Genomic DNA, 19239 nt, shown 5'->3' with positions numbered 1-19239 from the left:
GGAGGTCTAGCCCCAGTGCTTCTTGAGCAGGTGATTCTGGACAAAGCATTTCGCGGAGAGCTGTAACAATGCCAGGACCTGGACAGAAGTGGACGGGTGTCTCCGAAGCGATTGCCTTGCAGGTCAAGGATTACCTCCTCCAGGAAGGTGGCAGTCAGGACGCCAAGGTGACAGGCGCTGCAGAGGTCTGGCGCATCCGCTTATCCGACGCAACGATCACATACTACAAGTCGGGCACTCTCTACGCTACCGCTTCGTCTGACCCGGTGGTTCATAGGGCCTGCCAACTCATTTGTTCCAAGGTTGGGCCAAGATTCGCACCGCCAAGCCGCGAGCTGCTCATTGGGCTAGACGAAACCGGCAAGGGCGAGGTTATCGGCCATACAGTGCTTGTTGGAGTCCTCGCGCCAGGCGTCCTTGCGGCAGAACTAGAAGCAATAGTGTCGGTTGCTAACACGAAGGAGAGGCGAGACCCATCCTATTGGGAGAACCTCTTCCAACTCATTGACAAGTTCAAAGCCAAAGGTCTCAAGTCCTTAATGGAAAAGATTCCACCCTGGCACATTGATCGGTTCAACCTCAACCAAATCATGGATGTGGTCTATCAACGCATCCTTTCAGTCCTTAGCAAAGGGATTGACCCTGGACGGTACCGTGTGGTGGTGGACGATTATGGGGTCGGTGGCTCCCTAACCAGATACCTCACCGCGCTCCGAAGTAGTGGAGCTGAGGTGATCATTGCGACGGGCGCGGACGATCGCTATGTAGAAGGGCGTGTGGCTTCCATTTTGGCGAAGCGTGAGCGCGAAAGGATGATGGAAGCGCTGCAGCAGGCGTCCGAATACAAGATCGCAGGTCGCACACTTGGTTCTGGTAACGCCGGTGATGCTGAGACCCTTGCCTGGCTAGAAGCCTGGAAGGCGACCGGCCAGAACTGGCCATGGTTTGTGAAGCGGTCTTTCAAGACGGTACGGAACCTGGACGGGTTAAAGGGCAAGGCTGCTAAATTTAGACCTCCGATACGTGACGATATCCTGTCACCCTCATTCATTGAGGAGTTCAACAAGGGAAAGCTCTCAGTGACCAGCCTGTCCGTAGTTTGTCCTTCGTGTGGTGCAGTTAGCAAGGCTGCATTGGTAACACCGGACACCAATGGGCAGTTTGTAGGCCGATGCGTAAATGAGACGTGTAAAAGAGTCATACCAGACATGGGCTTCACTCTTCGGTACTACTGTGGGTTTATTCTTGCCGACGCTAATATCATCACCGGTGGGCTTCTCTCCAAGGATCTAGAACGGTCCCGCTTCTTCGAAGGCTTTACACTGCTGCTCCACGCCATCGTCCGCAGGCAAGAATGCGATACAGCCGGGGGCAAGCGTGAACTGGACAGGCTGGCCAAGTTCGCAGCGATCGGCCGCATCTCCCTTGAAGAAGTAGGTAGCGTTCTCGATGGAAGCGCGAGCATTGATAGAGACCAGGCCATCCTGGAGTCGGCCTTGGAACATAATGCCATTCTTGTCACCGATGACCGCAATATGAAGGCCGCCGCACAGGCAAGGAATATCTTTACGCTCTCCACCAAGTAGCTGACTTGAGGACTTAGCGTCCTACTGCATCTGAAGGATGGAAGACGCAAGTAACGGTGTACGAGAAAGCGTAGGCGGTGGCCTGGCCAGAGAGGCGAGGGGACCTACGGTGATTCAAGTCACTGAGCTTTCCTTTCATGAGTCGGATACCTTGCTCAAAGGCTTGTCGTGCGAGGGCCGCCAGAACGTGAAGGAGGCGTTCCACGCAGAAAAAGCAAATATTGACAGCGGGAAGCCTGTATGGGCTCTGCCGAGAAACGAGCGCATTTACTATGTGGCGAAATTGCAAAACGAACCGTACCTGCTCGTTGCTATGCACCCGAATCCCTTGCTGAGTTCTCCGCATATTGTGAACATCTCTTCCCTTGCGAGAGTCGCTTCACCGACGAAAGGGAAAGGACCCGATTGCCTGAGAGCGATCATCCAAGAAGGACTCGTACCGTTCTGCGAACAAAATGGCAAGACTCTGATCGTCGCGCGCATTCATACCGAAAGAGGCCTCAAAGTGTTCAGGGCACTTCAAAGTGTTCGGCCACGTGGCATCTCAATTGTCACGATCGAGGTAACCAGCCCCGACTGGTCTTGCACAATGACCGTTGCTGATGGCAGTGGACCGCCTTAAGAAAACTAGAGGTGGAAATTCACATATCGGGCGGAAGGTTCAAGTCAAACAGGTACCGAGGCCTTATATAAACCAACTGTGGTGGTCAGGGATTGAGTGCGGCTCAGGGCACACCAATTTCTACAGAAATTGTGATCGAGCCGACGGAGGGATGGCACACAAGTCTACCTTCTTCTCTTCAGGGACACTCAGATGGCTAAAGTCATCTGATGCCCACAGAGCCCTGATTACCTCTGACCTCCCGAAGAGGGAGAAGAGAGACTCGTCTCTCAGAATCACGTGATACACCGTCCGGGCGAGCACCTCGGCCTGGCGCGTAATCTGGTTGGCTTGACATAAGCGTTCCGATTCATTTGCGCCCGGGAACAGGTCATCCCAGTCCGCCTGGTGCTCAACTCGGCTGCGGAGATCGTACATCAGCCCAAGAGTTGCTTCTGTATTCGAATCTGTACGGACAAACAGCTTGCAGCGCTTGATGAAGTTTCTCCTTCCTTTGCTTTTCTCGGTCATCACGATGGCGTCGAGTGAACGGACAAATCCATGGAGACGATCATAATCCAGTTCCTCAGCTAGAGCTCTCTGAAAGGATTTGAGCCCTCTTCGTAGCTGGAGGACGCTCTTGGGATCATCGTAAACACGGTTGATCACGCCAAAGATCCAGCCAGCTTCGCGGGCTGATTCTGAACGAAACCGAAGAGGCATGCTCTCGGCATCGTAATAAAAGGTGGGAAGGCGAGAGACCTGGCGGATTTGGACTTCCTCTCCAACTTTGCCTCCAGAAACAACATTGCTTCCACGGTAGGCCGGGACTCCAAGGATGAGAACCGAGTACCAGAGTTTTAATACGGTTCTTTCAAGGTCCTGATTCTCGTTGTCGAGGACTTGAGGATTGGCGGATGGAGAAGAAGCGAGCAACACCAGGTTTGCTTTCTCAATCTCGCCTGCCCGTAAAGTGCCAATCCACTGTCGCCATTGGGGATCTATCTCGAACGGGGCGTTCGGGCAGAAGAATATCCCCTCAGCGACAGCCAGAACCTCGCTGAGATCTGAGGTCGCACCATCGAATGCGATGGCAACGAACTTGGAATTCAGAGGAATGAGGTTGTCGATCATTCGAGAATAGGATCTGCCGACGAACCGCTTCCCGTCATGAAAGCATTTGTGACTGCAGCAAGTCAAAAAGTAACGGAAGTCTTTCGGTGCTTTCGTGCTTTCACGTTTTCGCCTACCCGTCTTCCTGCCCATCGCGATGCTGTCGAACGTTGAGCCGCCTTCCAGCGCAGCGCAGGATGCTCCCGGATCGTCGCCTGCCGGAAGCAAGTCGGAAAGTCGCGCGGGCCTGCCGGCGTGACAGGATCAAGTATCTCTTTCCAGCCCGAGGAGGCGGCAAACTTCGTGAACGGTCATGAACCCATCCTGCCGGAGCCGTGTCTCTGTTCCCGCATCGCCCCCGCCTAGAAACTTCGCAACCCACGTCGGACCTTCGGCATCCAGGGCACGGAACTTCTGAGCGATTGCGCGGAGGCCTTTTTGCACGGGCTTCTCACTCATGAAAGGCTTGAACGCCGCCGCGACAGTTTGGGGACCTCCGCGTGTGTGGCCGCAGAGCGCATAGATGTCGTAGGCGTCCTTCTCTGCATACCGTTCCCCGATGGCGATCCCCTTCAAGGCCAGACTGGCTACGAGATCGGCCACCTTGAGACGCACCCGCGCCTGAGCATTCCATGTCAAATGTTTCTAGTGCAAGTTGTAGATTTTGTGAGGCGATTGTTTGATATTGACGAACAATTGCCATATTATGTCTATCCAGGTACCGGGTAGAACAAGTTGCGCGTTTGTTCGACAGAGACGAACAATGTCCAGAGAAAATCCAATCCATTCTGGCCCAGGAGTCGAGCTTGTCAGAAAGCTGACCGCTGAAGGCGACCGGATATTCACGATCGCCAGGGCCCGCGAGTTGGCTCCGGGCGTCCGCCTGTCAGACGGCTACCTGCGCCAGGCGCTCCACCATCTCACCAAGTCCGGGTGGCTGGTCCGCCTGCGCAAGGGGCTTTATGCCGTCTCGTCTACAGTCCCCGGCGTCTCGCCAGCCCATGAGTTCGAAATCGCCATGGCCCTGGTGGATCCGGCTGCGGTCTCGCACTGGTCGGCCCTCCAGTACCACGGGCTGACTGAGCAGGCACCGAGGAAGGTCTTCGTCCTCACGACAACCGAGACCTCGGTTCCTCGTGCGCGGGGCGCCAGGGCGAAGACGGTCCGGAACGGCTACCCGATAGGCGAGACCACCTACCAGTTCATCCAAGTCAAGCCGGAGCGGTTCTTCGGGACGGAGAAGGTATGGGTCGGAGAAGCACGTGTAACGATCACCGATCCCGAGCGGACGTTGCTTGATGGGCTGTCCATGCCGCAATACTGCGGCGACTTTGCCGAAGTGTTGCATGCGTTCCAGGTACGAGGCAAGGATCTGAACGTCGAACGGATCACCGAGTACGCCCTCAAGTTGGACGCGGCGACGGCCAAGCGCCTGGGCTGGGTACTGGAAAGCCAAGGTGTTGAGTCGAGCAAGCTCGAACGTCTCGCCGCACTGCCGATCAAGGGCTACCGCACGCTCGATCCAACTGGTCCCCGCAAGGGCCCTTACAACAAGCGCTGGATGATTCAAGAGAACCTTCCCGGAAAGGTCAAGGCATGAAGCCTCTCCGCACACGCCTTCAGGAAGCACGCAAGCGCGTCGGCCTTCCGTGGGAAGCCCTAGAACGGGATTACCTCTTGTCTTGGATTCTCGCCGGCATCGCTCAGGTTGAATCGCTTCGCGACACTCTCATTTTTAAGGGCGGTACGGCGCTGAAGAAGTGCTACTTCGGCGATTACCGCTTCTCAGAGGACTTGGACTTCTCCGGGCTGGAAGGTGTTCCCACCGGCAGCGCGATGGAACGAGCTGTTCAGGAGGCTTGCAGTGCGGCAGTGAAGCTGCTCGATGTGTATGCACCAGTGGAGATCTCCTGTGAACGGTATACCGAGCGGGAACCGCATCCGGGCGGACAGGAGGCCTTTACGATCCGCGCTCGCCTCCCATGGCAGAGACAGCCTCAGACACGTGTGATGATTGAGACCGCGATGGACGAGAAGCTCCTCAAGCCTGCGCGGAAAAGGAAGGTCCTTCATGAATACGGAGAGCCGATCGAGGCGGAGATTTCCGTATACGCCTTGGAAGAGATTGTGGCGGAAAAGCTGCGAGCGATCCTCCAGCACATGGAGAGGCTCGAACATCGTGGCTGGAGCCGATCGCGCGCCCGTGACTACTATGACCTCTGGCGTGTGCTGGGCGTCTACAAGGACCGCATGGACCTCTCCGATTTCCCCGCTTTCCTCGCCGAGAAGTGCGCAATTCGGAAAGTCAGCTTCAGGCGACCAGAGGACTTTTTCCAGGAATCCATGCTTACCTATGTCGAGAAGACTTGGGACCAGTGGCTGGGCCCGCTGGTGCCGGGGCTCCCTTCATTTAGGACCGTGATCACTGAACTCCGCCCGCAAGTCGCAGCTCTCCTTTCGACCACAGCGTGACCCGTGGCCCTGTAAATCTGGTTGATGATGTCATGGCACGCGCATCGACTTATTTTGAGACGTGGCATCACTTTGGGCACAAGACGACCCGCGACCTAACCAGAACAGAGACCTGGACTCTCATCATCCTGAGGGGGTTCAGGTTGAGGCGCAGACATCGGCTGATGCGCCGCGCGAAGAAAGGCGCGTACGCTTTGCGCAAGAAACAATCGCCACAATTCTGCATATTGTTACCAAATTAGCTATTTTTCCGTACGGGTAAAATAGCCAATCAGGTAAAAGTCTGCGAAGCCTTCTGTTTCCAGGTCAAAGCGAGTGAGCAACGTGGGGCGATGTCTCCGCAGTCGTTCACACGTGGTTTCTGCGCTATTGGGCAAGTCGAACTTGTTGAATTGCACAAATATAACCAGTATCGATAGTGATTCGGTTACGCTTTGGCAAGTGTCTTGGCAGTCTCACCGGGGGTCGATGTCCTGCTGTTTCGTGTGACCATCAGGATGCCCCTAACACGGTTTGCTGCTTCGGGTTTTCCCGCTTAGCTCCTATGGAGCCGACCGCCAAGTGAGTCCAAAGGATCGATGCGGGGGACTATCACTGCTTGTCTGCTACAGAACTAATTGGTAGCGGCGCTCACAAGCCGCTGTAGTGCCGGGAGCGACGGCGTGGGAATTGATCTCCTTTTGTGCTTCCGTTCCCCTTTGCGTTGGAAATGCTGGTGCACCGTCAGCAACATCTTGCTCGCGTTCTGTTCCAAGGCTCTGCGCAGTGGATCAAGGTCCAGTCGCGCTTAGATTCTTGTCGTGCTGATGTTGCTGTGGTTGAGGACCGCCCCGATCAACTGAAGGCTTTCCCCACTGCCGGCCAGCCATGATCCCACAGTGCGCCGGAGATCGTGAAGTCTGACATCCGAGACGCCTCCCTTGGTCCGAATACGGCCCCAGGCTCGCTTGATGTTCACCCGATGGGACCCATTGCGCCCCGCGAACACATAGGGATTCCCGTCTTGTCGTGGAAGCTTGCTCAAGACGGCGCGGAGCGGTCCCGCCAGGGGAAGCACGTGCGGGCGATCTGCCTTCGTCTGTGGGATACGCCACTCGGCTTGCTCCAAGCTGATGTCCTCCCACCGCATCGTGAGGACCTCTTCGCGGCGAGCTCCAGTGAACAAGTACGTGAGAAAAGTGCCGCGCACGTACTCATCCGGTTCTTCGAGGATCGCGGCAAACACACGAGGGAATTCATCGGGCCGCACGAAACGATCCCGTTCTTTTTCTTTGAAGAAATGAATTCTGGTTGCAGGATTCTCCCCATGAAACATTCCCCAGTCCTTGGCCAGATTGAACATCTTTCTGAGCAGGGCCACGGCGCGATTCGCGCGATAGGGCGCCGTTTCCCCGATTTTCGAATGCAGTAGGACGATCTCATTCCGGCTAATGTCGGACAACTTCCGCGTCTTCAACTCCTTGAGATGCGTGTCCAGCATGCTCCGGTCATCCCTCGCCGACCGCTTCATGGGGAGATGCCGTTGCTCATACAATATGGCCAGGTCGCCAAAGGTCGGTTCCTTGATCCTGTCCTGACGTGCTTGCGCAGGATCTTCGCCTTGCGCGATGGCCCCGACATGAGCTTCCGCCTGCTTACGAGCCTGGTCAACCGTGAGAGGACCATACGGACCGATGGTGATTCGCCTGACCCTCCCTCTGACACGTTTCTCCAGAATGAAGGTCTTTGTTCCCTTCGTCACTCGCAACGCGAAACCGCGAAGCACGCAGTCTCGGAGAAAGACCTGCCCGGAGGATGGGAACGGAGTGTCATCGATGAGGCGTTTCGTGAGTTTTGGCATGGACGCGTCCTCCGTGCGCGCTTGACTTCTCGCTCACCACGATCTAATCAGCGGGCCGAAATGTAGACGCTGTGTAGACACGAGAGAGCGAAATGTCGGGGTCTAGACCGTAATCTAGAGGAGGACCGTAATCACAACTCGTTGAAGTGTCAAGAGGTGTGGTAAGGGATAGTACCTGAGAGTAAATGCTGGTGCTGACTCTTAATCAGCGGGCCGCAGGTTCGATCCCTGCACGGTCCACCAAACCGCACTTCGTGCGTACCGCCCGCTCTTCATCGTCGTTTCGTCATGAGCACGGGCGGATAAATCCCTCCAGGACTCTGGTCCCCCTCTCTGAACCTCGCTTGCGCGACCCGGAGGCCGGGTCATAGCTCTGGCCGACCGGAGAGTGTCCTCAACCCGTCAGTATTCATTCCTCAAACCTCAACAAGTCAGAAACCCTATCCCCAAAATCGCCGATCGGTGTGGACGCCTTTTCCCTCCCTTTGAGAGTTCCCGGTCTAAAAGAGTTCTTGCAAAGCCCCTTCGGCTTTGAAAGAATGAGTTGCATTTCTTTCAAAACTAAAGCAGCTTTGAAAGTCGCCTGACATTCAGAGTGTTCACGCCATGAATCCAAAAGACTTCCGCACCCCAAGCGCAGGGAAAGTCATCAGAACGGCTACAGGCTATTCAGCATTCATTCCGGCCAAGCTGCCACCCGCGCTCGAATACGATAGCCAGTTTGTGCTGTCGCTGTCTCGGGCCGATGCCGCTCTCAGCGAACTCTCTGGACTCGGGCGGCATCTGCCCAATCCTCACCTCCTGATCGCTCCCTATGTCCGACGCGAAGCCGTGTTGTCGTCCCGCATTGAAGGCACAAAAGCCAGCTTGTCTGATCTCTTGATCGACGAGATGGGACAACCAAAGCAGCGCGCGGAAGATGACGACGTGCAGGAAGTACGGAATTACGTGTCGGCCATGGAGTATGGCTTCGAACGGTTACACAAGCTGCCGCTTTCGCTGAGGCTTGTTCGAGAGATCCATGCGCGGCTCATGAAAGGTGTCCGCGGGGACCGAGCGACTCCCGGAGAATTTCGCCGCAGCCAGAATTGGATCGGCCCTCCCGGAAGCACCATCGAAACTGCCCCTTATGTCCCTCCTCCGCCGGAATACCTTGACGAGCTGCTGGGAGACTGGGAACGATTTCTCCATGAACGGAACGTATTACCCGATCTGGTCCAGTGCGCCATCATGCACGAGCAGTTTGAAGCGATTCACCCGTTCCTCGACAGCAACGGCCGACTCGGCCGGCTCCTCATCACGCTCTTCCTCATGGAGCGAGGCCGGTTGTCGCAGCCGTTACTCTACTTGTCCGCCTACATTGAAGCCCGTCGCCAAGACTATTACGACCTTCTACAACGGGTCCGGACGCATGGAGATTGGATGGCTTGGCTTCGATTCTTCATTGCCGGCGTAACGGAAATTGCTCTTGAGGCCGTGGGACAGGCCGGCCGCTTAATGGATCTGCGTGAAAAGTTCCGTGCCCGCCTCCGAGACAAACCGAAAGCACTGGCCCTGCTCGATGAACTTTTTCTCAATCCGTACATGTCGGCTGCAAGGGCTGAGCGAGTCCTGAAGGTCTCCAACCCCACGGCTCGACAGACAGTGACACTTCTGCAACGAAAAGGCATGCTGGAGGAAATTACAGGTAGGACATGGGGGAGGTTATATCTCGCAAAACCGATCATGGAAACAATCGAGTTGAAAGGGAAGGGCCGCTAAGCCGGTGACTTCCTGCCGATTCTGCCTGATCTACCTAGCATGAGGAATTCGGTCAAGATCCTTCGATGAAAGAATCCGAACCGATAAAAAAGCGCCTGTTCAACATTCGCGAAGTGGCGGAGTATACGGGACTCTCAGTCCACACCCTCTACGCGATGGTCAGCCAACGCCGAATCCCATACGTCAAAGTTGGTCGGCTCACCAAATTCGATTTCAAGGCTATCGATGCATGGATCGAGAGAAACTCTGTGAAACCCTTGGCACGAACATCAATCTGAAAAGCGGCAATGCGCCTCAACTGAATCGATTGGCCAATTTTTGAGCGTGCATGGTTATTCCGCTAGCATGTCCAAGAAGGCACGGGCACTTATGACTTTGATTCCACGGTAGTCACCCAATCTCAGAAGATGCTTGTCCCCAGAGACGAGGCACTGCGCTCCAGCAACAAGCGCCGTTTCAATGAACTTGTCGTCCTCTGGATCATCCGTTAGCACTCGCAGTGTGCCGGGAATTCCAATCAGCCTGGCAGACTCCTGCACAAGGGCAATCCCTTCCTCGACTTCCTCCCTCGTCAGGGCAAATTTCTTATCCAAGACATTCCGGAACTCATCTATGATGGGAGGCGAGAGGATCAGTTCAGCGAGGCCCGCGCGGATTGCCAGCAGACAGCGGTATGGTGTGCCACGCCACAGCATGGCGGACACGAGAATGTTCGTGTCGAAAACGACTTTCACTTGTCGCGCTCATGGAGAATCTCATCTATGAGTGTTTCCCGCTCCTCTTCCGTGAGTCGGGAAAAATCGACGCCCCGCGCGCGACAGACCGATTCCAACTTGCTTCGGTTCCGCTCGACGAGGCGGTCCAGCCGCTCCAAGCCCCCGAGTAACTTCTGAAGCGCCGCCCGTCTGCCTGCCGGTGATAATTGATCCAGGCAACGCAGGATCTGTTCGTCATTGACTTCGATGGTTGGCATGCCAGCCTCCCGGTTAGAATCGCCCACGCGCCGCAAACAACTTCTTTATTCTACGCAGAGCACTTGAAGCTGTCGAGAGAGTTTCACGGTGGTTCGCGATGACAATCGGTTTACCGGTCACCTTTCGGGATCGCATCTCTGGCTCCTAGCACAGAAGGCGGCCAGGGCGTGGATGCGAATCCTTGAATCCCAGGCGCTCATAGGTCCTCATCCGCTTCGTATACATGTGCTTGAGCACCGGAGAGTGAATGTCCGCATAGTCATAGAGCTGCACTGTCGTTTTGCCAGGGCGGGGCCGCAGTAGGCGGCCGATGTACTGGATGAGCTTGCCCTTGAAGGAAATCGGAAAAGCCAGGAACAGCGTGTCAATCTGCGGGCAATCAAACCCTTCCCCCAGATACTGACCGGTTGCAATCAGAAGGAACGGCTGATCCGGGGGCGTCGCACGGACCGCCTCGGTCATCTTGGTTCGCGCCTTCGCCGACATACTGCCATTCAGGACAAACGGCTGAATGCCAGCTCCGATGAGTCGTTCTGCCATCGCTTCACAGTGCGCCCGCCGTTCACTCAAGACGAGGCATCGGCGCCCGTCGCGCACCGCGGCCAGCACGTCTGCCACGATCAAGGCGGTTCGGTCAGTATCGCCAGCCAATGCCGAGAAGATCTCTTGGATGGATGCCTCTCCAGCGGCCAGCATTTCGAACGGCGTCTCTCGGACGATCAACTCACGCACCAGATCCTGGCCATCATTCCCTTCCTGTGGTGACACCGTATATCGAATCGGTCCGCATTGCATCGTGATGAGCTCTTGGAGCCCGTCTCGTCGGTATGGCGTGGCCGTGAGGCCGAGCACATACCGAACCGGAGCTTGCTTCAGACAAGATTCGAACGAGAAGGCCGGCACATGGTGGCATTCATCCACAACGAGCAGGCCATACCGACCAAAGAAAGCAGGCAAGTCTTCACGCCGTTGCAGTGATTGGATCATCGCCAAGTCCACGGCATCGCCGGCACGGCACATGCCACCCCTGACTTCCCCGATCTCGGAGGGAGCCAAGCCGAGCCACTCCTGCATATGGCTTCGCCACTGGTTGAGAAGCGGCTGCCGATGAACGAGCACGAGGGTTGGGACATTCCGCTGGGCGATGATAGCGCAGGCCATGACCGTTTTTCCGATTCCTGGCGGTGCGACCAAGACCCCCTGCTCATGGCTCGCAACTTCGTGCACAACCTTTTGCTGGATCGGCGAGAGCGTGCCCTTGAAGCGAAACTCTCTAAGAGCAGGGATCGGGCGGCGGTCTGTTACGACCAGCTTGCTCCCTGCTGTGGTCGCGACGGCCTGAAGATTCTCCATGACGCCGCGAGGAAGATGCAGATGCGTGAGATCCTCCTCATAGCACCGGATGAACCGCGGGGTCCGATAGGTGGAGAGGCGGAGTTTCTGACGCTCGTAAAACACCGGGTTGTGGAGGGAGGCCAGATGTTCGAACTCGGCGATAACCCAACTGGGCAGCCTCGCTTTCTCGATCGACAAGGCCGCTCCGACAATACAGTGGATACTCGCGGGAACCGGCTGGTCGTTCAACCGGCATACCTGATTGGTTCTCCAGGCTTCCGGCCCAACCATGACCGGCGCGAGTGCAGTCAGGAGATGCTCGAGTTGGTCGGGTGACAGACGCTGGATTGTGCTGAGAAATGCCCATTGATCTGGCCAAGGTCGAAGCTCCCGATCCAGAAATTGCGTATTTCCCAGCGTCGAGGCCTGCCGCTGCAACGGCAGCGCGATCAGGTTGCCGAATCCGCCTTTGGGAAGAACATCCTGGCTGGGGAACAGGCGGTCGTAACTTGTGAGGTCGAGGGGAGCCCGCAGGGCCATTGTCTCCCGGAGCAGCGAGAGCCCCAACCGTCTGGCGGAAGCGGCCGGCACTGGAGCCGCGAAGAAGATCCACACATGACCACCCGTTCCGGATCGGGAGCGTTCCAAGTAGGCGGGAACGCTATACTGCTCGCAAGTTGTCACATACGCCAAGGCGTCCATGGCCCATACCGGTGTGGGTGTGTCAGCACTGCGCTGGGAAGCGGATGCATTTCCCGAATGGGGAAAGCTGGGAAGAAGCAGGGCTTCCCTTACCGTCAAAATCGCACGCCAAGAACCAGCAGGTGTCATCGGGAAGAAGTGGATACACGCCGACCGTGTGCTGGCCCGCCAGGTGCCGACGAATCACCTCGTCGGTCAGCGGCAGATAGTCATCGGTAGAAGGCTGCATGCCTGGCTTACGACTCCACCAACCTCCTTTCACAGCCGGGGCATAGCCCTTTCTTCCCGTCTGCCTGTTCTCCCACAACAGTGGGTACACATCCTCCCGCCCGCGAAAGAGCATTCTGAACAGGGTGATCTTCTGTTCAAGCGAAGAACGTTCATTGGTCGGCGGGAGAGCATCGGACTGGATGAAGAGTTGCGGAGATGAGGCTGCGGGTGGAGCCATGCGGAGGAAAGGCTCAGAGAATCCAAGCCTGGAGCGAAGCGCTTCATTTTCCGCACGCAACCGCTGGCATTCAGTAAGAGCCGCCTCGAGTTGGCGCTGCAGAGCGGCGATCTGGCCAGCAGGGAGATCAGAACCGTCCTCGGGGTTGGGGTTGTGTGACATCAAAACCTCGAACCCAATAGCCAGTGTGCGTAATCCTCCAACTTGCCGACGAAATCCGCAAGGAAGCGACAAATGGATTTGCTACGAAGCCATAACAACATTCCCTATCATTCCTGTCGCCTAGTGTAGTGTCCCATAACTATGTGGCATATGTCTTGCGTCTTGTGTGGGCATCTCATCCAAGGAGGTGCGCACATGAAGACTGGCCGACCGAAAACGCCATTGGGGCTGACACCTGACGAGGTGGCGCAGTTGCAGCGGGTGGTCGCGTCCCGTTCGATGCCCCAGGGCCTCGCGACGCGGGCCCGCATGATCCTGTTGTCCGACGACGGCCTGAGCAACGCGGCGATCGCCCGGAAGCTGGGCGTGACGAATGCGACCGTGGGCAAATGGCGACGGCGCTTTGTCGCCGATCGCCTCGCGGGCCTGCACGATGAACTGCGCCCGGGACGGCCCCGCACGCGAACGGACGAGGAGATCGCCAGCCTCGTGCAGAAGACCTTGCGCACCAACCCGACGGCCAGTACGCAGTGGAGTTGCCGCACGATGGAGGAGGCCACCGGGATCTCCAAATCCACGGTCCATCGTGTCTGGCAGATGTTTGGGCTGCAGTCGCATCGGCAGCGCACCTTCAAGCTCTCCACTGATCCCTTCTTTGTGGAAAAGGTCCGGGACATCGTGGGCCTCTATCTCAATCCGCCGGACAAGGCGCTGGTGTTGTGCGGGGATGAGAAAACCCAGGTCCAGGCCTTGAATCGCACGCAACCGGTCCTCCCCTTGGGGTTGGGCTACGTCGAGGGCGTCACGCATGACGACGTGCGCCACGGCACCACCACGTTGTTCGCCGCCCTGGACGTGGAGACCGGGACCGTCCTCAGTCAATGTCGACGACGCCATCGCCATCAGGAGTTCCTCGCGTTTCTGCGCCATGTCGATACGAGTGTGCCGCAGGATCTGGATATCCATCTGATCATCGATAACTATGCCACCCACAAACATCCCAAGGTCCGGACCTGGCTCGCGATGCGCCCCCGCTATCATGTCCACTACACGCCGACGTACGCATCCTGGCTCAACCAAGTCGAACTCTGGTTCCGTCGGATCTCTCAGCAGGCGATCCGTCGTGGGTCCTTCCAGAGTGTCAAAGAATTGGTGGCCAAGATCGATCACTTTGTGCAGACGCATAATAAGACCGCACGGCCCTTTGCGTGGACCGCGACCGCAGACTCAATCCTGGCGAAGGTCCGCAGACTTTGCGAACGTATTTCCGGGACGCAACACTAGTCCTGCATGTCAGCCTTCCCTTACAATACCTCAATTTTCTAGTGCTTCTGGCCTAAAAGTCGGGTTGATTTCCTGAAAAGAAAACTGTATCCCTCTGCGACAAACAACAGTTCGTGTGAGGAAGGGGTGTCCCGTACCTTCTCTCTTCAGATCTGACTCCAGGAGCCAACCTCTTGGTAATCCCACCGTTACTCGTGCCGCGTGAATCAAGTCTTAGCATTTCAGGTCTTAGGGTCCCATCCGAATTCTATTGGGTCTTGAAGGACCCTGTCCCTCTCGCAGGCATGCGTAGCCCCACAAAAACGACTCCTTGGGCAGAGATCAGTGCAGCTGGGTTTGAGTACTTCGTGTGCCTCGCTGAAGATAGCCCAACCTATACCCCTGCCCGACTGACATTACTTTATGCGGTCAAGTTGCAGAACCTCGTCTCTGGGCGGCCACCCAATAATCCAGTGGGCGAGGGAGCCCGAGTCCGCACCGCTGCAAGAATAATTTCTGAAAAGGTTTTATCAGGTCACGGCGTAGTGGTCCACTGTGTGGGTGGACGAGGGAGGACCGGCACAGTTCTTGGGTGTGTTCTTCGCACGCTAGGCGTGTGTGCTGCCGAAGCTATCGATTATCTCGATCAGCTTCATAAGGCTCGCGGTAAGTCAGGCTGGCCTGAGTCGGATTGGCAAGCAGCTTTTGTAAAGGATTTCGCGTCTTGATGTTCCCTTCCGAGACCATCTCTCGTTTGAACTTCAAGCATAGCCGAGCATCAACAGGAGGCAGCGGTGACCATTGACCTCGATGCAATTGCCAGGGAACAGGCGAAGTCTGTGTCGCAGTCATTGACGCGGATAGCGAACCGCGGAGGTACGGAGGCTGATTTCCGGCGAGAGGTCGCGCGTATCTTGGTGGAAGAAGCTGCGGTGGCGGCGAATCTCAGGATCACGCCTCGTGATGAGTTTTCTGTCGCATGCGGGCGGGTGGATTCCGTCTACAACCGGCTCATCTTGGAATACAAGCGCCCAGGTGTGCTCAAGGCCGCTAACTCAAATCGTGCGAACCAAGAGGTCATTCAGCAGGTCAAAGATTACATCCTCGATGTAGCCAAGAGGGAGAAGCGCGAGGCTCATCGTCTAGCTGGTGTTGCGACGGACGGGCGGTTCTTCATCTTTGTGCGCCGAGTCGGTGAAGGTTGGTCGATCGATGACCCGGCTCCCGTCAATTCAGCTTCGGTGGAACTCTTCCTCCGCTTACTCTTTGCCCTTTCCGTTGGCGCAGCACTTGTCCCGGAAAACTTGGTAGAGGACTTTGGACCCAGAACGCTCCGTGCGCAGCGGGCAGTCCGTTCCATCTATGCGACCCTTCACAGCAGCCGACATCCTTTGGTGGCCAAACTGTTTGAACAGTGGCGACAATTTTTCAGCGAGGCCACGGACTACAAAGAATGGGCTGAGCGGATTGAAAGCAAGGAAGAATTCCGTACATTCGTAAAAGGCATGGGTCTCGACCCCAAATATGCCGAGGCGCCAAAGGTTTTTTTCGCGCTCCATACCTATTACGCCTTGCTGATCAAACTCGTGGCCACGCTTGCAGCTGCGCGATTCGCTGGAGGACAACCCGCCCCACTGTCAAGGATGGCCGCGCAGGGGTCTGACGAGTTGAAGGCCAGCCTTGCGGACCTCGAACGCGGTGGACTGTTCCGCGAGTACGGCATTCGGAACTTCCTGGAAGGAGATTTCTTCGGCTGGTATCTCTCTGCCTGGAATCATGACATCGAGGAGGCAGTTCGTGACTTGATCAAGCGGTTGGCGGAATACGATCCAGGGACGTTGGAACTCGCACCGGAAAATGCCCGCGACTTGCTGAAGAAGCTCTACCACAAACTTCTTCCCAAAGAAATCCGTCACGATCTCGGTGAATACTACACCCCAGACTGGCTGGCCGAGCGGCTCATACGACAGACGCTTGGAGAAGCAGACCTGGGAGATCCCGCCAAGCGTGTGCTCGATCCTGCGTGTGGTTCAGGGACGTTTCTTGTGATTCTGATCAAGTACATCCGTGAGCGAATGGAACGGAAGGGACGTGACCCTCGTGAGACCCTTCAACTCATTCTGCAAAACGTCGTCGGGATTGACCTCAATCCGCTTGCGGTGATCGCCGCACGGACAAACTACCTGCTCGCTTTGGGAGACCTTCTCAAACACTGATCTGGTGACATTGATATTCCCATCTATCAAGCCGATTCCGTGCTGACGCCTGCTCAGGGAACCGATTTGTTCGACGAGAACGTGTATCCGCTGAAAACAGCCGTCGGCGTTTTTCGAGTACCTATTCATTTTTCCCAACGAGAGCGGATGGACGCCTTGGCCAATACTCTGGACACAGCCGTTGAAGACCGCATCGGCGAAGAGGCGTTTCTCACTCGACTCAAGGGTAGCGCACACCTGGCAGATGAAGAATTCGAGGCGGCGAAGCCTGAACTGAAGATTCTCTACAACCGTCTTCTCGAGTTACACAACGAAGGGCTCAACGGGGTTTGGGCAAGGATCATCAAGAATTCCTTTGCACCACTCTTCCTCGACCAGTGTCATTACATTGTTGGGAATCCGCCTTGGGTGAACTGGGAACACCTGCCTGACGAGTATAGGCGATCCACCATGCCACTTTGGGAGCATTATGGGCTGTTCCCAAAACGAGAGAAGGGAATGGAAACGATTCTTGGCGCGGCCAAGTACGACATTTCCATGCTGATGACCTATGTCTCAGTGGACAAGTACCTCAAGCCGAAGGGCAAGCTTGGCTTCGTGCTCTCGCAGAGCCTCTTCAAGACGTCTGGTGCAGGCCAGGGCTTCCGTCGTTTCGCTCTGCCTGATAAGACAACTTTTGGACCGCTTGTGGTCGAGGACATGGTCGACCTCAAGCCATTCGAAGGCGCCACGAACAGGACTAGCGTCGCGGTCTTCGGCAAGGGTTATCCGATCCGGTACCCCTTGCCCTATTCATACTGGGTCAAGAAGAAGGCGGGACGTGGAAGCGCCATTGGTTTTGATACCCCTTATGAGCATGTCACAAAGGAGCTTGTCACTTTCCGGAAATGGGATGCCGAACCTGTTGACGCCAGAGATAAAACATCGGCCTGGCTCACCGCCAAGCCGAGAGCACTAAAGGCCCTGCACAAGATACTTGGTGCGTCCGATTACACAGCAAGAGCCGGGACATTTACCGGCGGGGCTAACGCTGTTTACTGGGTAGAAGTTCTCGGGGAAAGGCCCGGTGGACTGTCGCTCGTGGCTAACATCACCGAACGTGCCAAGAAAAAGGTGGACAGGATACAAGCTGCAGTTGAATCGAGTCTCGTATATCCGCTTCTTCGAGGTGCAGACGTTGCACGTTGGAAGGCAACTCCCGAAGCCAATATCATCCTTACTCATGAGCCCAAGATGCGACTCAAGGCGATCCCAGTTAAACGGATGCAAACGGAGTTTCCCAGGACGTACTCCTACTTCAAACGCTTTGAGGCAATGCTACAGAAACGACCAGCCTTCCGCCGCTACTTCAAAGAGGATGCTCCCTTCTATTCCATCTTCAACATCGGCGAATACACTTTCGCTCCCTATAAGGTGGTGTGGCGAGAGCAGGCGGCCGGACTGACAGCAGCTATTATCGGCCCAGTCAAACGACGGCCGGTTATTCCGGATCACAAGCTAATGATGGTGGACCTGAACTCCGCAGAGGAGGCTCATTATCTCTGCGCTGTTCTGAATTCCTCTCCGGCACGCTTAGCGGTTGCGGCATATGCCGTCGAAATTCAGATGACCACACATATCCTTGAAAACATCGCCGTCCCAAAGTTCTCGAAGAGGGATAGAACGCACGTGAGCTTGGCTGAAGTGTCGGAGGCTGCCCACCAGGCTACCGCATCTGGTGACACAGCAGAAGTCAAGCGACTCGAAGGAGAACTGGATGGCATGGCGGCGAAACTCTGGAGCCTGACCGACGAAGAGCTAGCTGAGATTCGCTCCTCCCTTGGGGAATGAGAATGGGCGATGAGAAATACCTCCTGGAACTGGAGGACAAGATAGAATCAGGAGTCGTGGAACTCTTGATGAGCGAGATGGGCCCCATTTTAGCCGCTAACATGTGGCAGAGTCTGGGCCTTGTTCCTCAGCTTTGCGCCTTCCTCCAAGGTTTGCCGAAACACGCCCTGGTTGGCCGCTTACCCAAGAGCGATGGGCTGTACCACAAGATTCAACCGGATAGCGATGTCGACATCCTGGCTTTTCCGTGCGAAGTTGACGCCGAGGGCCAAGTGACCTGGCCGCCACAGCCGAGGCAGCTGGCGGCAGTAGAAGTCAAAGCCGCCTATGCGCTCGTAAAGTCCCAGGGCGAGAGCGCGTCCCTAGTCGTCTATGGCTTGAATGACAGGAAGCTCAAAAAAGCAGCGACCCAATGCGAAAGCTTGATGTTGATGGAATTTGACCATGTAAGTCTGTTAGTGGGTATCGCGACCGAGCCTCAAGGCGGACTTGGTAGCCAGCCGTGGACGAATGCCTCCATTGTCGGCGCGGAGGCCTTTTTCAAAGCAAGGCCCTTCCTTAAATCCATGCCGCCGACTCAGTTCGGCATCGCGGCATGGTCGATAGGAGCTGTTGCCGGTCCCCTTGGTTTTGTACCGAGGAATGAGATTCCAAAAGGAAAACATCCTTTGAGGGTTAATCCGTCAAGAGCCGTAGATTTTCGAAAGACAGAAAAGTTTGCTGGAGCCGGCAGCGCACAGCTCGTTCGTGTGCCTTCGAACAACAACCTTATGAACGAGCGCAGCACAAAGAAACTCAAGGACAATATTGAATCTATCTCAAAATCATTGACAGCATGGACATACTTAGGTATCAGCACGTTCATGCTGCGACTGCGCGACGACCAATGGGAACGAATTCGGGAACACTTCCCCGAGGAACACAGCCCCGAAGGCC

The 19239-nt window shown here is 56.1% G+C and carries 18 protein-coding genes and 1 tRNA gene; 12 read left to right on the top strand and 7 right to left on the bottom strand.

Annotation, left to right across the window (positions count from 1 at the left end; translation table 11 throughout):
- The first annotated feature begins 68 nt into the window (after positions 1 to 68).
- The gene (locus tag AB1555_19115) at positions 69 to 1586 is read left to right on the top strand and encodes a hypothetical protein (GenBank protein MEW6248799.1); all 1518 of its coding nucleotides are present in this window, start codon (positions 69 to 71) and stop codon (positions 1584 to 1586) included.
- Positions 1587 to 1695: 109 nt separating this feature from the next.
- Positions 1696 to 2208 (top strand): hypothetical protein, encoded by a 513-nt coding sequence (locus AB1555_19110; GenBank protein ID MEW6248798.1) that lies wholly within the window; start codon positions 1696 to 1698, stop codon positions 2206 to 2208.
- Between the two features lie 120 nt (positions 2209 to 2328).
- Here AB1555_19110 and AB1555_19105 read toward each other — a convergent pair whose 3' ends face one another.
- Positions 2329 to 3321, bottom strand: coding sequence for a hypothetical protein (locus AB1555_19105; GenBank protein ID MEW6248797.1), 993 nt, complete (start codon positions 3319 to 3321; stop codon positions 2329 to 2331).
- A 243-nt stretch (positions 3322 to 3564) separates the two neighbouring features.
- Positions 3565 to 3903 carry a hypothetical protein gene (locus AB1555_19100; protein MEW6248796.1) on the bottom strand — a complete coding sequence of 113 codons (339 nt, stop codon included), beginning with the start codon at positions 3901 to 3903 and terminating at the stop codon, positions 3565 to 3567.
- A gap of 160 nt (positions 3904 to 4063) precedes the next feature.
- On the opposite strand from AB1555_19100, the gene AB1555_19095 reads away from it, so the two are divergent.
- Both AB1555_19095 and AB1555_19090 read left to right on the top strand, forming a co-directional pair.
- Positions 4064 to 4900, top strand: a complete 837-nt coding sequence (locus AB1555_19095) for a type IV toxin-antitoxin system AbiEi family antitoxin (GenBank protein ID MEW6248795.1) — start codon at positions 4064 to 4066, stop codon at positions 4898 to 4900.
- A complete protein-coding gene (locus tag AB1555_19090; protein ID MEW6248794.1) occupies positions 4897 to 5772 on the top strand; it encodes a nucleotidyl transferase AbiEii/AbiGii toxin family protein in 876 nt (291 codons plus the stop codon). Before AB1555_19095 ends, AB1555_19090 begins: the two co-directional genes overlap by 4 nt.
- 787 nt (positions 5773 to 6559) lie before the next feature.
- Here AB1555_19090 and AB1555_19085 read toward each other — a convergent pair.
- Positions 6560 to 7612, bottom strand: coding sequence for a site-specific integrase (locus tag AB1555_19085; GenBank protein ID MEW6248793.1), 1053 nt, complete (start codon positions 7610 to 7612; stop codon positions 6560 to 6562).
- 166 nt (positions 7613 to 7778) lie between these two features.
- On the opposite strand from AB1555_19085, the gene AB1555_19080 reads away from it, so the two are divergent.
- From AB1555_19080 to AB1555_19070, 3 genes are all read left to right on the top strand, one after another.
- Positions 7779 to 7855, top strand: a tRNA-Lys gene (locus AB1555_19080).
- A gap of 363 nt (positions 7856 to 8218) precedes the next feature.
- Positions 8219 to 9373, top strand: coding sequence for a Fic family protein (locus AB1555_19075; GenBank protein MEW6248792.1), 1155 nt, complete (start codon positions 8219 to 8221; stop codon positions 9371 to 9373).
- A 65-nt stretch (positions 9374 to 9438) separates the two neighbouring features.
- Positions 9439 to 9651: a helix-turn-helix domain-containing protein gene (locus AB1555_19070; GenBank protein ID MEW6248791.1), complete on the top strand. Its 213-nt coding sequence runs from the start codon at positions 9439 to 9441 to the stop codon at positions 9649 to 9651.
- Positions 9652 to 9705: 54 nt separating this feature from the next.
- Here AB1555_19070 and AB1555_19065 read toward each other — a convergent pair whose 3' ends face one another.
- From AB1555_19065 to AB1555_19050, 4 genes are all read right to left on the bottom strand, one after another.
- On the bottom strand, positions 9706 to 10107 hold the full coding sequence (locus AB1555_19065; GenBank protein MEW6248790.1) for a putative toxin-antitoxin system toxin component, PIN family: 402 nt from the start codon (positions 10105 to 10107) through the stop codon (positions 9706 to 9708).
- Positions 10104 to 10346 (bottom strand): hypothetical protein, encoded by a 243-nt coding sequence (locus AB1555_19060; GenBank protein ID MEW6248789.1) that lies wholly within the window; start codon positions 10344 to 10346, stop codon positions 10104 to 10106. Before AB1555_19060 ends, AB1555_19065 begins: the two co-directional genes overlap by 4 nt.
- Positions 10347 to 10491: 145 nt before the next feature.
- Positions 10492 to 12384 carry a DEAD/DEAH box helicase family protein gene (locus AB1555_19055; GenBank protein ID MEW6248788.1) on the bottom strand — a complete coding sequence of 631 codons (1893 nt, stop codon included), beginning with the start codon at positions 12382 to 12384 and terminating at the stop codon, positions 10492 to 10494.
- A gap of 22 nt (positions 12385 to 12406) precedes the next feature.
- On the bottom strand, positions 12407 to 12994 hold the full coding sequence (locus AB1555_19050; GenBank protein ID MEW6248787.1) for a hypothetical protein: 588 nt from the start codon (positions 12992 to 12994) through the stop codon (positions 12407 to 12409).
- Positions 12995 to 13189: 195 nt separating this feature from the next.
- Between AB1555_19050 and AB1555_19045 the strand changes: the two genes are divergently transcribed.
- From AB1555_19045 to AB1555_19025, 5 genes are all read left to right on the top strand, one after another.
- Positions 13190 to 14278: an IS630 family transposase gene (locus tag AB1555_19045; protein MEW6248786.1), complete on the top strand. Its 1089-nt coding sequence runs from the start codon at positions 13190 to 13192 to the stop codon at positions 14276 to 14278.
- 284 nt (positions 14279 to 14562) lie between these two features.
- The gene (locus tag AB1555_19040) at positions 14563 to 14985 is read left to right on the top strand and encodes a tyrosine-protein phosphatase (protein MEW6248785.1); all 423 of its coding nucleotides are present in this window, start codon (positions 14563 to 14565) and stop codon (positions 14983 to 14985) included.
- 66 nt (positions 14986 to 15051) lie between these two features.
- Positions 15052 to 16473 (top strand): N-6 DNA methylase, encoded by a 1422-nt coding sequence (locus AB1555_19035; GenBank protein MEW6248784.1) that lies wholly within the window; start codon positions 15052 to 15054, stop codon positions 16471 to 16473.
- A gap of 39 nt (positions 16474 to 16512) precedes the next feature.
- Positions 16513 to 18303 carry a hypothetical protein gene (locus AB1555_19030; protein MEW6248783.1) on the top strand — a complete coding sequence of 597 codons (1791 nt, stop codon included), beginning with the start codon at positions 16513 to 16515 and terminating at the stop codon, positions 18301 to 18303.
- Positions 18304 to 18305: 2 nt separating this feature from the next.
- Positions 18306 to 19239 (top strand): hypothetical protein (locus AB1555_19025; GenBank protein MEW6248782.1); only part of this gene is annotated, 934 nt, incomplete at its 3' end.

This window comes from Nitrospirota bacterium (assembly GCA_040755395.1).
GTDB lineage: Bacteria > Nitrospirota > Nitrospiria > Nitrospirales > Nitrospiraceae > DATLZU01.
The sequence above is the reverse complement of the archived record's forward strand: the minus strand, read 5'-3'. Positions and strand labels throughout refer to the sequence as shown.

Excerpts from the sequence above, each read along its gene's own strand:
- AB1555_19115 (MEW6248799.1), top strand. The coding sequence starts at position 69 with ATGCCAGGACCTGGACAGAAGTGGACGGGTGTCTCCGAAGCGATTGCC.
- AB1555_19105 (MEW6248797.1), bottom strand. The coding sequence starts at position 3,321 with ATGATCGACAACCTCATTCCTCTGAATTCCAAGTTCGTTGCCATCGCA.
- AB1555_19095 (MEW6248795.1), top strand. The coding sequence starts at position 4,064 with ATGTCCAGAGAAAATCCAATCCATTCTGGCCCAGGAGTCGAGCTTGTC.
- AB1555_19090 (MEW6248794.1), top strand. The coding sequence starts at position 4,897 with ATGAAGCCTCTCCGCACACGCCTTCAGGAAGCACGCAAGCGCGTCGGC.
- AB1555_19085 (MEW6248793.1), bottom strand. The coding sequence starts at position 7,612 with ATGCCAAAACTCACGAAACGCCTCATCGATGACACTCCGTTCCCATCC.
- AB1555_19075 (MEW6248792.1), top strand. The coding sequence starts at position 8,219 with ATGAATCCAAAAGACTTCCGCACCCCAAGCGCAGGGAAAGTCATCAGA.
- AB1555_19070 (MEW6248791.1), top strand. The coding sequence starts at position 9,439 with ATGAAAGAATCCGAACCGATAAAAAAGCGCCTGTTCAACATTCGCGAA.
- AB1555_19060 (MEW6248789.1), bottom strand. The coding sequence starts at position 10,346 with ATGCCAACCATCGAAGTCAATGACGAACAGATCCTGCGTTGCCTGGAT.
- AB1555_19055 (MEW6248788.1), bottom strand. The coding sequence starts at position 12,384 with ATGGACGCCTTGGCGTATGTGACAACTTGCGAGCAGTATAGCGTTCCC.
- AB1555_19050 (MEW6248787.1), bottom strand. The coding sequence starts at position 12,994 with ATGTCACACAACCCCAACCCCGAGGACGGTTCTGATCTCCCTGCTGGC.
- AB1555_19045 (MEW6248786.1), top strand. The coding sequence starts at position 13,190 with ATGAAGACTGGCCGACCGAAAACGCCATTGGGGCTGACACCTGACGAG.
- AB1555_19040 (MEW6248785.1), top strand. The coding sequence starts at position 14,563 with ATGCGTAGCCCCACAAAAACGACTCCTTGGGCAGAGATCAGTGCAGCT.